Origin of the sequence: Nocardia asteroides, assembly GCA_019930625.1 — a bacterium.
Lineage (GTDB): Bacteria > Actinomycetota > Actinomycetes > Mycobacteriales > Mycobacteriaceae > Nocardia > Nocardia sputi.
Map to the genome: position 1 here is coordinate 5,656,246 of CP082844.1, position 13,406 is coordinate 5,669,651.

At 63.5% G+C, this 13,406-nt stretch carries 12 protein-coding genes; 6 read left to right on the forward strand and 6 right to left on the reverse strand.

The features are described 5' to 3' along the window. The first annotated feature begins 38 nt into the window (after positions 1–38). From K8O92_25655 to K8O92_25665, 3 genes are all read left to right on the forward strand, one after another. Positions 39–311 carry a hypothetical protein gene (locus K8O92_25655; protein UAK31196.1) on the forward strand — a complete coding sequence of 91 codons (273 nt, stop codon included), beginning with the start codon at positions 39–41 and terminating at the stop codon, positions 309–311. 346 nt (positions 312–657) lie between these two features. Beyond that, entirely contained in the window at positions 658–1,560 is a 903-nt protein-coding gene (locus K8O92_25660; GenBank protein ID UAK31197.1) for an HIT domain-containing protein, read from the forward strand. A gap of 309 nt (positions 1,561–1,869) precedes the next feature. Then, on the forward strand, positions 1,870–3,048 hold the full coding sequence (locus tag K8O92_25665) for a hypothetical protein (GenBank protein UAK31198.1): 1,179 nt from the start codon (positions 1,870–1,872) through the stop codon (positions 3,046–3,048). A 412-nt stretch (positions 3,049–3,460) separates the two neighbouring features. Here the strand turns inward: K8O92_25665 and K8O92_25670 are convergent, their stop codons facing one another. Beyond that, complete coding sequence (locus K8O92_25670; GenBank protein UAK31199.1) at positions 3,461–3,577, reverse strand: helix-turn-helix domain-containing protein; 117 nt, start codon at positions 3,575–3,577, stop codon at positions 3,461–3,463. A 1,263-nt stretch (positions 3,578–4,840) separates the two neighbouring features. Here K8O92_25670 and K8O92_25675 point away from each other — a divergent pair. Beyond that, positions 4,841–5,107: a hypothetical protein gene (locus tag K8O92_25675; protein ID UAK31200.1), complete on the forward strand. Its 267-nt coding sequence runs from the start codon at positions 4,841–4,843 to the stop codon at positions 5,105–5,107. A gap of 553 nt (positions 5,108–5,660) precedes the next feature. On the opposite strand, the gene K8O92_25680 is transcribed toward K8O92_25675, so the two are convergent. Continuing rightward, entirely contained in the window at positions 5,661–6,059 is a 399-nt protein-coding gene (locus K8O92_25680) for a MerR family transcriptional regulator (GenBank protein UAK31201.1), read from the reverse strand. Between the two features lie 103 nt (positions 6,060–6,162). On the opposite strand from K8O92_25680, the gene asnB reads away from it, so the two are divergent. Next, a complete protein-coding gene (gene asnB / locus K8O92_25685; GenBank protein UAK31202.1) occupies positions 6,163–7,986 on the forward strand; it encodes an asparagine synthase (glutamine-hydrolyzing) in 1,824 nt (607 codons plus the stop codon). A 179-nt stretch (positions 7,987–8,165) separates the two neighbouring features. Here asnB and K8O92_25690 read toward each other — a convergent pair whose 3' ends face one another. The 4 genes from K8O92_25690 to K8O92_25705 form a co-directional block, all read right to left on the reverse strand. After that, the gene (locus K8O92_25690) at positions 8,166–8,990 is read right to left on the reverse strand and encodes a DivIVA domain-containing protein (GenBank protein UAK31203.1); all 825 of its coding nucleotides are present in this window, start codon (positions 8,988–8,990) and stop codon (positions 8,166–8,168) included. A gap of 4 nt (positions 8,991–8,994) precedes the next feature. Next, a complete protein-coding gene (locus K8O92_25695) occupies positions 8,995–10,179 on the reverse strand; it encodes a hypothetical protein (GenBank protein ID UAK31204.1) in 1,185 nt (394 codons plus the stop codon). Positions 10,180–11,155: 976 nt separating this feature from the next. Next, on the reverse strand, positions 11,156–11,521 hold the full coding sequence (locus K8O92_25700) for a group 1 truncated hemoglobin (protein ID UAK31205.1): 366 nt from the start codon (positions 11,519–11,521) through the stop codon (positions 11,156–11,158). Between the two features lie 220 nt (positions 11,522–11,741). After that, positions 11,742–11,939 (reverse strand): transposase, encoded by a 198-nt coding sequence (locus tag K8O92_25705; protein UAK35942.1) that lies wholly within the window; start codon positions 11,937–11,939, stop codon positions 11,742–11,744. Positions 11,940–12,091: 152 nt separating this feature from the next. On the opposite strand from K8O92_25705, the gene K8O92_25710 reads away from it, so the two are divergent. Further along, a complete protein-coding gene (locus tag K8O92_25710; protein UAK31206.1) occupies positions 12,092–12,343 on the forward strand; it encodes a hypothetical protein in 252 nt (83 codons plus the stop codon). Positions 12,344–13,406 lie beyond the last annotated feature (1,063 nt).

A 13,406-nucleotide genomic window follows, 5' to 3' on the forward strand; every position in this document is an offset into this window, starting at 1 on the left:
AGAGGCGTTCTATGCGATATACGACAACCGGTCCAGGCGTGCGGATCGCCGTACGACGCGCGATTTCGGCGCTGCTGGTCGCCGGATGCGCGGTACCGGTCGCAGGAGTGGCAGCGGCGGAGCCGGTGGCTTCGAGCGGCCCCGGAACTATCGTGTCGTCCCGCTCGCTGGAGGCGACCGAACTCATTCCCGCGGCGGGCGAGGGGTATCGGCTCGTCTGTCGAACCACCGGCCGCGACGGCGAGCCGGCGGCGCCCTTCGTGCGCGTGAGTTCTGCCTGTGATGAGCATGGCCAGCGGATGTATCACTGACCATCGAGGGCTCGACGTTGCCGCGTACACGGCACGCGCTACAGCTTCGAACTGGGGAATGACGATGCGTCCAAGACTGTTTCACGAACGTGGGTCCGCGGACACGGACACGCCACCCCCGTGAGTTCGTGCAACAGCCGAGTGGCCTACGGGCGCAATCCGTTTGCCGGCGTTACCATCACTGGCGATACATGCAGGTACGTCTCGAGGTGTAGCGTCCACGTCAGCGGGACGACGCAGTCGCCGATCGAAGGCCTTTGATTCTGGAAACCTATTGCGGCACTGGGGGTTTGATCTAAATTATCGAAGTGGGTCGTGAATATTCTGGAGTGAGGTGGTGTGTGCGGTGAGCTGGAGACTGGCGGCCTGGATCCGCGAACGCATAGCCAACACGATGGCCAAGCACGCCAATGACATTGCTTCAGTGCGGGAAGTACCGATGCGGCAGACCGCGCACGAACTGGAGCAGACCCTGATCACGACGCACGACAAGGATCTCGACGGCAGACGTCAGCTCCAAAACGCCGGTGCCGAAACAGATCACCACAGCACCGTGCCGCGTGATCCGGATACGTCCGACCAGCGGCGTTCCACACTGTCGGTGCCCGCTTGGAAATGGGATGAGAAGAACGTGATTCGGCGATGGGACGATGCGGTGGCGGTGTACCCGAACAACCCCGTCGTAGAGGGGCACGTCATGGTCGTTGCCATCGGGCCGTCGGGTGCTTCCGTCGACAAGAGAATGGTTTACGCTGCCGAACTCGCTCGCACGATGTCATCTGCCAACATCATCACCTCCCGCCGCGGGTTGAACTCCGATTTCGGGCCAATGCACGTCATCCCACGCGAATTCGGTGACGGCCTACCGCTCTGGGCCGAGGGGCACGAGGCACACCCACTCAGACCTTTGACCAAGGAGAATTGCGTATTCGATCGCATCGTCGAGGGTCGTGCGCCCGCCACCATTCTCAGACGCTGGAAGGACGCCATCGCGATCGTGCCGCTGAATCCGATCGCTGAAGGCAAGCACCAACTGATAATGCCTACTGAGCACATACCCAATGCCGCTGCGGACCCGCAGGCCGCTGGCGCCATGATGGCCCATGTGGTAGAGCAGACCCGCCACATGGAGAATGTCGACATGGTCACCTCGAAGGGAGGGCCTGCAACTCAAACTATCGACCACGAGCATCTGCATGCCCTCGAGCGTGAAGAAGGCGACGGGTTCGTGTGCATGACCAACGGCTGAGCTCGATGCACCACACTTGCCGCTCGCCAGGACGACCGGTTCGTCGTCCAATAACGCCGGGACGGCCGCACGTGGCCAGCTCAGCTACGTTCGGCCGCCTGACTCGGTTTTCATCGGCTGGGAATGAACGCCTCAGGCTTTGGCATACTCTGACACGCCGTTGATCATAGTGGGCACAAGGAAACCCGGGGCCGAACCTGCCACGCCATCGGCACGAGCGCCGCAGAACGAAGGGAACATGGTGCAGCGCAGTCCAGGGGGTATGGGCGAATCCTGTATGCCGCTACACGACACAGCGGGGTGTGTGCGGTGAGCTGGAGACTGGCGGCCTGGATCCGCGAACGCATAGCCAACACGATGGCCAAGCACGCCAATGACATTGCTTCAGTGCGGGAAGTACCGATGCGGCAGACCGCGCACGAACTGGAGCAGACCCTGATCACGACGCACGACAAGGATCTCGACGGCAGACGTCAGCTCCAAAACGCCAGTGCCGAAACAGATCACCACAGCACTGCCTCCGGCCACCCGGGTGGGTCAGGAGGCGAGGTCGTGACCTCCGGTATCACGAAGGATGACTTTCCATTCCCAGGCCGCGCGGATACTTTCGCCAGGCCGCTGAGCGAATCGGACAGGGCAGAGCTTGAGGGAAGGAAGGAGTTCGCCGGATGGCACGCTACCGCGGCGAATGCCGGGGTAGCCCGCCTGCGCGCATTGGGCCCACGACCGACCGCGGCCCAATGGCGGGCGGAGTACGGGACCTTGATCGATCAGCGAGCTGAACAAGGAGTTGCGCAATTCGGCCAGGACCACACAACTGGCAAAGAACGGTTCCAGATCCCGATCACCGACGAATCGCCGAACCGCGACCAGATCGGGAGTACCGGCAGGCTGCGCGCCGGGTCGGTGTGGAGTGACGAGGCGCAGGCGTGGGTCGGGGGAGAACCGACGCCGGCAAGCAGAACCTTCGAGGAAGCCGGTCAACGCGCGAAGGAACGGTTCGCGGCCGAGGAGGTGACCGGCGACGTGCTGCAGAATCGAGTGCGGCTTTCCGACGGGTCGGAGGTCGACGGCAACCAGATCGTCACTGGTGAGGCTGCCGAGCAGATCGCACTCGAACTCAAAGCCCAAGTTGCGGCTCGAGGCATCGACGTCAGTACATTTGAAACCAAAGGCGAGGACCTCTCGTTCACGATCACGGCAAAAGCAGCCGACCGAGAACGGATCCTTCAGGATGCGTTCGACCAGCTCGGCAGACCCGAAAAGCTGACCATCCACACGTGGGCGGACAACGCCTACAAGCTTTTCCAGGCACCCGAGAATAAGCGCGGATCCGATTCGGTTATCAGAACCTTCATAGCCGAAACCGGCGAATATGATTTGGGGCGGGTGCCGAAATTCCCACACGATATCGACCTCCGCGCGAACACGATGAGCCAATCGGACTTCGTGAATTATCTCGTGGAGTACGACGCGGAACACGGATAACGCCTCGGCCACTACCATTGCAGCAGGCCTTCCCGTTACTTCCACACAGTACCTGCCGTTGGAATGATTCGCGCGCCGCTACCGGCTAGTGCTTTGTTCATCGATGCGGCGCCGTACCCACTCAACGCCGGACCGTTCTTCACCGGAGCCGCGGCACCCCAGCGCTGCTCGCGTGGCAGGCGGATGAGGAGCGTGAATCGTGTCGACCGCTCGACGAGGGTGCCGATCGCGGAACGGCCCGTGCCGAAGCCAGCCGCTGCTGGACATGGTCACGCAGGCGGGAGGTGGTCACCAGCTTGGAAGCCATCGGGCACCGGGCGAACAACTCGGCCTTCCACTGGGCCACCGAGGCACGATAGTCGAGCTTCCCACTCCTGGTCGCGGCATTGCGCCGCAGTTCCGGCGAGATCGTCTACGGGCTACGCCCCAGAATCGAAGCGATCTGGCGGACACCACTGCCCCGGGTCCGCAACAGGGCGATCTCCTCCCGCCCGGCGAACGACAGGGACCGGCCCGACGGAGACTCCACGAATACGGCGACATCCCGCCAGCATCACGGAACCACCTCGTTCCCACCGCAGGTGAGACACCGGCCGCGACAGCGCATTCCGTCGGCAGATCACCTTCGGCGATCCTGTTTCAGAACCCACGCTCGACCACCCGCTGATACCCAGGATGCCCCGGCAACCGCATCGGCGGTCGTCCCGTCACCTCCCGCACCCAATCCGACGGCCTTCCCGCAACCCCCCTGACCTCGGATGTTGCTTCCAACGGTTGAACCCGATCAAATACACATCGGTGAAGTTCACCGAATCACTTGCATTACAAGGGTTGCCGGCGTCCAACATATTTCTCGTCTTCGGTGGGTCGTGCCAGGAAACCGACCACAAAAGATTCAACGAGCAGTCACGGTGGGGGAATGCGGTGCCGTTCGAATGTACCGCGTGATACGGCAACCGTACCCGGCGAACGCGACGGCGACCGTAGGATTGTCGATGTCAGCTAGCGTCAGGTATCGGTACTCGCAGAAACTACCGGGGCCGTATACCGTGGCGAGCTGCTTGTAGTAGAAGATCGCGGGCACTGAGAACTGAGCAGGGTTGAGTTCGAGCCCGGCGGCGCGGAGAGCGTCATTTCGAGGTGCCGGTCCGCTCCATGCTGACGCTGTCTGGCTGGGCTCCTAACCTTCTGATCCGTAGTTCTGGAGATCGGGCGGGGCGGGGTGCGCGGAGCACCGCGCCCCAGGTCTTTCGAACATGGGGGAGCCGAAACCTTCTGTCGCACTTCTAAATAGATGAAGGGTCGGACGAATCGGAAGTTCGCCCGACAACGGTGTGCCGTCGTCAGCGCGGCCCCAGATCACCAGGGATCTCAGCCCGGTTGCCGGGTCGGCGGCCGTCCGTAGCCACACCGGCCGCTTGCCCTTCATCCACGCAGCCACGAAGTCGAATACGTCGTCGGGATCGACCCCTGTTCGCGCAGCACCTGGGCGAATGCCCAGTACCACTCGATACCACAGCGCCAGTCAGACTACTCTAGAGACTACGCGTCTGGGAGTGGGCGGACCTCCCGGGTCCTCTCCAGCACCGGGTGCACAGAGACGGTCGCCATCCGTAACCCCGGAGTCGAGGCATTCTGCTGAGAAGTGCCCACCTTGGTGGGATCGAACCATGTCGAGGGTGAGCTGCCGTGCACCCTTAGTGGCCTTTCGGCGCGGTCCGGCGTCGATGAGTCTAGACAGCGTCATCACGACAGCGGGACCGCCCGCCACGCCATCCGAAGGAGCACGAACATGACCATCAACCAGCGCTCGTCTCGCCGCAGCCACCAGTTCGCACGCGCCCTGGCGATTGCCGCGGCACCCGCCCTGCTGGGCGTGGGTCTGGTGACGGCCGGAGTCGCCCACGCCGGTCAGGACCCCAACCTGCCGACCTGCCGCTGGCCCAACTTGGTGTGCGGCCCGCAGACCAATCTGACACCCGGCGGGCAAACCAACCTCACCCCTGGCGGCCAGACCAACCTCACCCCGCACCGGCCCTACTCCCGAATGATCGACTGACCGCTCCGCTCATGATCACCATGCCTGCGCGCGGCCACGCCAGCCCCGGCGGGGCCGAAGCACGCAACCCCGCGCCGTGCCCGAAACCAACAACCCAGACCTACTCGATCGACCGCCTGTGCAGTCGCCGGTGCGGTAAGACGCGACCCTACCGCTGCACATGACACGCGAGGAGGAAACCATGACAAGTTCACCAATGGTGCAGATCTGTACCAGAGCCAAGCCAAATCACCGTCCGATGAAGGTGTAGGCGAACGGTGCCGCCCGCTACCGCATATGACCTGGATCAGAATGGCCTCGGGCAGCCTGTGGCCCACTGCATTGCTCCATGGTTGATCGAACTTGCCCGCCAACCCGGTCCCGGCGAGCATCGGCACCTAGGCAGATCCGGCGGGCGACACACTCCATACCTGGCAAATGGGCGAGTTGGATCGCTATGTCGGCGCTTGTCGCAGCGCTGGTGGCAACCGGGCGATGTCAGTAGCAGTTGGCGCCGGCGAGCCGCTGAGTACCGGAGGAACGCGTCTGGATCCGGCGTCGATGATGGCGACCTTCAGCGCGCCAACCTCGCGTCGATGTCTTCGGCCAGATACGGGCATTCGGTCGCGGGATTGTCGCGGTGACATCGCAACGCGTGCTCGAGAAAATCTTTGGCAGCGATGAGTCGCTCGATCTGGGCTTCGAATGCATCGATCCGAGTGCGTATCACGTCGTGCCAGTCCCCGTTGCTGCCTCGACCGGCCAGCACCGCGGCGATATCGCTGAGGCTCATCAGCCCGGTTTCCTGCAGGTATTGGATTATCGCCAGCCTGCGTATCTCGTCCTGGCTGTAGTACCGCCGACCGCCTCTGCGATCTTCCGGTGAGATCAGTCCTTCCTTCTCCCACCAACGCAGCGTCGACGTCGCTACGCCCAACAACTCGGCGACTTCGCCGATCGACCTCGACTTCACACTGCAAGCCAAGCGCATCAAGATCCGGCCCACAACCCTTGACTTGAAGTTGACTTCAACTGTGAGGCTCGTCGTTCAAATGCCAGGAAGAGGAGGAACGACGATGTGCGGTATCACCGGCTGGGTCGATTGGGAGCGAGACCTCACCCAGCAGCGTCCGCTACTGGAAGCGATGACCGATACCCTCATTCCGCGTGGTCCCGACGCGGGTGGGGTGTGGCTCTCGCCGCGGGCGGCATTCGGTCATCGACGATTGGCGGTGATCGACATCGAGGGTGGCGTGCAACCGATGCAGGCCAGTCGAGAGGGTGAGCAGCCGTGCGTGGTGACCTACAGCGGGGAGATCTACAACTTCCCTGAGTTGCGTGGCGAGTTGCAGAGACTAGGCCACCAGTTCCGAACCCGATCCGACACCGAAGTGCTACTACACAGCTACCTGGAATGGGGCGAGCACTGCCTGCCCCGATTGAATGGCATGTTCGCCTTCGGCGTCTGGGACCCCAACCGGCAGGGGCTGCTGCTTGGACGCGACCGGCTGGGCGTCAAGCCACTGTTCTACCTGCCCTACGCTACCGGGGTGCTATTCGGCTCGGAGCTGAAAACATTGCTGGCCAACCCGATCGCTGCGGCCGAGGTCGGTATCGAGGGCCTTGCCGAGGTGTTCTGCGCCACCCAGACTCCCGGGCATGCGGTGTTCCGCGATATTCGCGCACTGCGGCCCGGCCACTACGCGTGGATCCAGCGCCGGAGCTGCCGGGAGCAACGATACTGGGCGCTGACCAGCGGTGAACACCCCGACGATCTGCCGACCACCACCGCTGCGGTGCGCGAGTTGCTGGAGGACATCGTGCGACGGCAGCTGATCGCCGACGTTCCGGTGGGCACGCTACTGTCCGGCGGCCTGGACTCCAGTGCGGTGACCGCGCTGGCCACAGGCGTGCTGAACCGGAACAGCCGCGACCGACTCGCCACATACTCGATCGACTTCGAGGGCAACCAGGATAATTTCCAGCCCAGCGCGATTCGCCCGGAACAAGACACCCCGTTCGCGCGGATGGTGGCACAGCGAGTGCGCAGCGATCACATCGAGTTGCTGCTACGCACCGACGAGGTGATCAGCGCCCGGTCCGAAGTGTTGCGTGCTCGCGACCTGCCCGGACTCGCCGATACCAACGCCGCCCAGTACTTGTTGTTCCGCGAGGTCAAGAAGCGCTCGACAGTGGCGTTGTCCGGAGAGTCGGCCGACGAGGTGTTCGGTGGCTACCCCTGGTTTTTCGATCAGCGTATGCTCGGTGCCGCTACATTCCCGTGGGCGGTCTCGGTCGCCGCGTTCGAGCCGGTACTCGACACCGAGTTGTGGCGGCTGCTGCGACCGCAGGAGTACATCGCCGAGCGCTACGCACAAACCATGGCCGAAGTGCCAGCGCTAGACGGTGAGGCGCCGGGCGACGTACGGATCCGGGAAATGTTCTACGCCAACCTAACTCGATGGCTGACCATGCTGCTGGATTTCAAAGACCGGATGAGCATGCGAGTCGGCCTCGAGGTTCGGGTGCCGTTCTGTGATCACCGACTGGTGGAGTACCTGTGGAACACCCCGTGGGCGTTCAAGACCTCCGACGGGCGAGTCAAAGGCCTGCTACGGAACGCGGTCGCCGACCTGCTGCCAGCCCCAGTGCTGGATCGGAAGAAGACCTCGTTCCCCGTCAGCCAGCATCCGGCCTACGAACAGACACTCCGGGAGGAGATGCGGGCCGAACTCGCCGACCCCAACTCGCCACTACTACCGCTGGTACGCCGAGAGGCGGTCCTCGACCTGCTGGCCGGACCGCCCGGCCAGCAGGGCATGTGGCGCTCTGCGGACACGCTGTCGTTGCTGCTACAGATCGCCGAGTGGCTGCGGTTCTATCACATCAGCATCCGATGAAACCACTGGACGCCGAGCTGAGTCATGAGGGCAGTTCAGTCCGGTTGCGTGGGCCCTGGCGGACAGAACTCCAGGACAGCCCATCGGTGAATTCGCCGCGGCTATGCGCTGTCCAGGAGCCGGAGTTCAATCTGTTGTCGACAGGCACTTTTCGCGCCGCGCACCCGCAGTCGATAATCCTAGTCAACCGAGCGCGCCGCTGGTGGCCGTGCCGCGGGTTCCAACGCATCGCGCTGTATTCGAGGCGGCATCTGTGTCATGGCCGGTGTGCTGGACTCGAAGTTGTTCAGTCCACTTCCGGGCGGCTCGGCGTCGCAATGAGGTCGCGCCTGTTCACCTCCGAGCTTGTCGATCTCGGTGAAAAGCGCCTCGATGATCGTATGCATCTGCTTCTCCGCGATCTGGGCGTAAGTGCGGATGTACTCGATCTCCGCGGGCAGGGGATCGGAAGATCCTGCTGGATCGGCCACCACGGCGGCGATGCCGTCCGCCGCGCGGGCTGCCGACTGCTGGGCCTGCCGCAGAATCTCTGCGTACTGCTCGCGGGCGTGCGCGACCAGCTCACGGGCATAGATCTCGGCTTCGGCCACCGTTGATTCCGCGGTGATCTGCGCCTGGCTGAGCATGTTCACTGCGCGTACGTTCACTCCGAGCAGATCGCGCTGGGAATCCTCGCGCAGCTGTGCGTTCTCGCGCTGCAGTTCCTCCAGCTCGGTGCGCAGGGATTCGACGGTGGAGGAATCGCCGAGCGCCGACTTGTACATCGAGACCCGAAACTCGAGATCCGCAACCTGGTGAGCTAGATAGTTGTTGTCGGCCAGCAGCGCCTTCTCGTCGCCGAAGTCCAGCTGCTGGGTCAGCCGCTTGTTCGCCGAGTTCAGCCGGGAAACCTCACGGGCTACTCGCCGGACGAATTCGTCGACGTCGCGTTCGTCGTACCCGCGGCGACCCAGTGCCGACTTCTTGAATTTCGCGTTCTCGATATCACGTGCCCTCAGCGTCATGTCGCTACCTCGTGCGCAATCTCTCCGCCGGAGCTGCGGAGGTATTCGGTGTGATGTCCTCGGGGGTGCGGCCGTCGAGGTTCTCGAATCGGATGGCCGAGTCGGGCAGGCCCGCGCGCCGCAGTTCACCGGCAGCGTGCTCCACCATCGCGGCGGAGCCGCAAATGAGCGCGGTCCTGCCCTGCCAGGGGTGGGTCTGGGCGGCCACCGTGCCGACCAGCCCCACAGCACCCGGGTAGGTCGGGTCATCGGAGACCACCGGGGTGTAGCGCAACCATGGCCTGGTCCCGGCCAGCTCGGACAGGAAGGCATGATCGTAGATGTTCCATTGAGTCCGGACCCCGTGGAAGAGATGGACATTCGTGGCCTCGCCCGTGGTGCGCCAGTTCTCGTCGAGTTGTTCGATCAGGGCGGTCATCGGAGCGAGCCCCGTACCGCCCGCCACCATCAGCAGATCCCCGCGGAAATTCGCGGGCAGGGTGAGTGCGGTGCCGATCGGCGCGCCCAGCCGCAGTGTGTCGCCGACCGTGACCGTCCGGGCGAGGGTGGCGCTGACCTGTCCACCGGCGACGATCTGCACATGCAGGTCGAGGGTTCCGTCGGGGCGGGGCGCGTTGGCCGGGGTGTAGTAGCGCCACAGCCGCGGCCGCTGCGGAACCTCCACGGCCATGGACTGTCCGGCGGCATAGTCGTAGGGCTCGGTGGGCCGGATGCGTAGCAACCCGACGTCCATTCCGCGGCGTTCGGTGGCGACGACCTCCGCCTCCCACCAGGCTGGAGTGGTTTCCTCGTCCTCCTCGGCCGCCGCCATCATGATCTGGGCGACCGAGCCATACGCCTCGGCCCAGTCGGAGGCGAGACTGTCGGTCCACGCCTCGCCGAGGAAGTACTGGAGCGTAGCCAGCAGTGACGCTCCGGCCGCAGGGTAGTGGTCGGCAACGACCTCGAATTTGCGATGGTCGCGGCCAAGTTGCCGCACAAAGGTGGGGTCGGCGGCAACACGGTCGACATTACTGACAATGCGGCCGAGCGCCACTAAGAATTTGCCGCGCTGGGCGGCCATCGACACCGGGAACAGATCGCGGACTTCGGGGTGCGTCATGAACAGATGTGAGTAGAAGTACAGAACCGCCTCGTCGCCGACCTTCTCAATCCTGAGCCAGCTGTCTCTGAGCGCTGGAACATCCATGTCCGATCACCAACTCATCTGTCGATCGATCCTGTACCGGCGCAACACCTCTCGATCCCGGATTTTCCAACGGAAACACCTCGATCCCGGGATGCCGATGATGACCCCGAACTCACTCGTACGCCCTGAACAGAGGGGCCTCATATCTGCGCCCCATGCAGGTCCTTCGAACACGGCATGAACTTCTCACGATCTGCAGCCGAACGCAAACGGGGAGAACGCCTTTGACTACAGCAGGTGACGTTGGTCAGCACCTCGAACAAAGCCTTTCGCAATCATGCGCGTCGCGCACCAGTGTCAATCGCATAGAGCTGGTCTATGGTGGCGATGTCGTTGTAGAGCCGTACCCAGCCAGGACTGCTTCGTCCCAAGCAGGTCCATGTGGTGAGCGGGCAAGCGTCTGGCATGCTTCGGCCCAGTTACCATGGCCGCCGGAACTTTCAACGCCCCGGCGTCACCGCGCGACCCCACTCGATCACTCGCGAGTGGCCCCTGTCGCCGGAGCAGCGCACCCGCGCCCCGGCTCGGTCGACCGGTCGCACTCGTCGCTTCGGCCACGCCGATTCACCCCTGTTCTTCGACCGCTTTGCCGCGCCGTTGTCGGCGGGCAGATCAGCCGCACCCATCGTCGCCATGCTCTGTATCCCTGAAGTCGCTCTACATCACGTACGGGGATATGCAGACCAAGTAGTCTTATCCGAGTCTGGCGAGTAGGGGTGAGACTTGATTCGTAAGCATTGCCATGATGAATTTCGCCAGCAGGCCCATTACATCTGAGTGTGCTTCACGCACACCGTTTGTCAATAAACTTGGATCGACTGTGCGACAACCAAGTCCCTACCGCCACCGCCGGTCGCTACATTTATGGGCGACCGTCGGAAAATGGGAGGAGTCGATCGCACGATAGGCGCGCTCGACATCCCTCCTCGGCGGTTCGCCGCTCCGATCATTTCTCGGATTCCGTAGTATCAACCGGTCATGCAGCCGAACCACTGACGATGTCTGATGCCAGATTCGACACCGTGCCGATGATCTGTTCCACGGTCTCGGCGGGCACACCCGCAGCCGCGAGAGAATCGGACAGATGCGCCGCCACGAGTTCGAAGTGGCGCATCGTAATTCCCTTACCCTGGTGGATGCGATGCATCGGGGCACCTGTGTAGGGATCGGGACCGCCGAGTGCCGCGGCGAAGAACTCCACTTGACGCCCCTGGAGCCGGGACATATTGACGCCCTTGAAGAATCCGGCCAACTCATCGTCCGCGAGAACCCGGACATAGAAGTCGGCGACAACGACCTCGAGTGCCTCGGCGCCGCCGATCCTCTCATAAATACTGCTCATTACATCTCTTATCTGCGTGTGGATCTAGGCATCCGTGCCGACCGACCCATTAAGGCGCCTCACCCAGGTGGTACGCGATCCTGTGAAACCCGTTCGGAACGCCACTGGAAACCACTGGGGATCGTACTGGGGAGAGTAGTCGCCGACAACGCGAGCTTCCCATGTCCGGAGAGACTGTCAATTTTTTAACCGCCCTGGTTCACTTCCGGTGACGCCCGGGCTATGCGAGCAGGATGCGGTGCCGAAGTAGCTGAAAATTGGCCCTCCCATACATTTGTCGCTTGATCAGTTTGGTCTTGGTGTTGACGCTTTCGATCGGGCCGTTGCTGTAGGGCCGGGCGACCGCGGCGTCGTGGTCCTGGTCGAGGCCACGTAGGAAAGGGTCGAGTTCGGTCAGCCCGGCCTCGCGAACTTTGATTCATCCACTCGTCGAGAGCGCCACCGCGACGTTCGATCAGGATCGCTGCGAACTCGCCGACGAGCCGAGCCAGGTAGGTCATCTCGGGGCGTGCCCCGAGAAGTTCGTCCAGATGAGCACGGCGTCCGGCGGGAAGATCGGTCGACCGGCTCATGATCCACGAAGTCGGCCGGCGCGGTGCGGCGGAGTACCGCGGATTCCGGGATGGTGCTTCCTGGCATCTGGGTGAGGTACTACGCCGGAATCTGGGCGGATACTGGGACCACGATCAGGAGGGGTACGAGGTCGTCAGGCAGGTCGGCGCACGTAGCCAGCTGATGTTTCCGTTCCTGGACTTGAAGCACGTGTTCGATCAGCCGGGCTACCTGGGACGGCACTACGACTATTGCGCCGTGAATGAATAGTTGTAGTCGCCGCTTCGGCAAGGAGTGCGAGGTGCGAGGCTCATGGACGACGATCCGCTGACAGAGTGGCGGGACATACTTCTGGGGGCGGTTCTTCGATCTGGACGACGACGAAGTGCTGGACGACGTCACGCTCGATGTCACCGCCTCGTCCCTGCGCGGGCTGGCGACATACGCGCAGCAGCTGGACTCCGATGATGAGGAGAGCGTGCCGGCGGTCGCGGCGTATCTCGGCGAGACACTGATGCGTGCCGGCGGAGGCTGCTGGGCATGGATCGATGAGCTGCCGCTGGTACGGCTGGACGACGGCTCGGGCAGGCACCGGTTCGACCGGTGCAGCTGGTCGAAGAGGCCGACCGGTCGTTCGAGGCCGTGCACGCGGAATGGGCAGCGGCTGCCGCCCGGGTGGCCGCGGAGCGTCCAGGCTGGCCACCGGCGAGGGAAGAGACAGATCTCGACCTACTCGACGACCCCACGCAAACGCCCTCACCCGGTGGCTTGCTGCCCGAGAGTCGGCGTTGGCCGGCGGTGCCGGGTTCGACTTTTCCCCTGAGTCGGGAAATGTGGATGGAGTTGCATGACTGCGGAGTTCGGAGGGGTGCGCACCGGCAGTGTGGGCGAACCGTTCCGGGGAGCCTCACTGCGCTGACGCCACATCGAGACGGTGTCCGTCGCTGACAGGTGGGCGCCGCGCGGGAACATGGAGGATTGCGGCTTCGGCCCTTCTCCGCAGTCGTCAGTGCCGTGCTCGTCGCGAACGCCAGGGCTCGGCCCACCTACCGTCGCGCAGGCGATAGAGGCGGCCTGGTCCGACTGCCTTGCCGTCGCTGAGCCGGTAGACCAAGAGGGGCTTCGAGCACGCTTGCGATCATGTCACGTACCGGTCGGTCTGGCGGGATAGGCTCACCGGCATGGTTCAGGTCGGTGACAGGGTGCTCTCGGTCGCGAACGGGGTCTCCGTGTTCGAGGTCCTGTCGACCGGGGGATGTCGGGGGGGTGATCAGTGGGTGGTTGCCACCAAGCGGAGGCAGCGAAACGGGGTTCGCCTTGATGCTGCGGTTCT

Bases quoted from the DNA above. Each gene is read 5' to 3' on its own strand.
- K8O92_25675 (UAK31200.1), top strand. From the start codon at position 4,841: ATGACCATCAACCAGCGCTCGTCTCGCCGCAGCCACCAGTTCGCACGC.
- asnB (UAK31202.1), top strand. From the start codon at position 6,163: ATGTGCGGTATCACCGGCTGGGTCGATTGGGAGCGAGACCTCACCCAG.
- K8O92_25690 (UAK31203.1), bottom strand. From the start codon at position 8,990: ATGACGCTGAGGGCACGTGATATCGAGAACGCGAAATTCAAGAAGTCG.
- K8O92_25695 (UAK31204.1), bottom strand. From the start codon at position 10,179: ATGGATGTTCCAGCGCTCAGAGACAGCTGGCTCAGGATTGAGAAGGTC.
- K8O92_25700 (UAK31205.1), bottom strand. From the start codon at position 11,521: ATGAGCAGTATTTATGAGAGGATCGGCGGCGCCGAGGCACTCGAGGTC.
- K8O92_25710 (UAK31206.1), top strand. From the start codon at position 12,092: ATGATCCACGAAGTCGGCCGGCGCGGTGCGGCGGAGTACCGCGGATTC.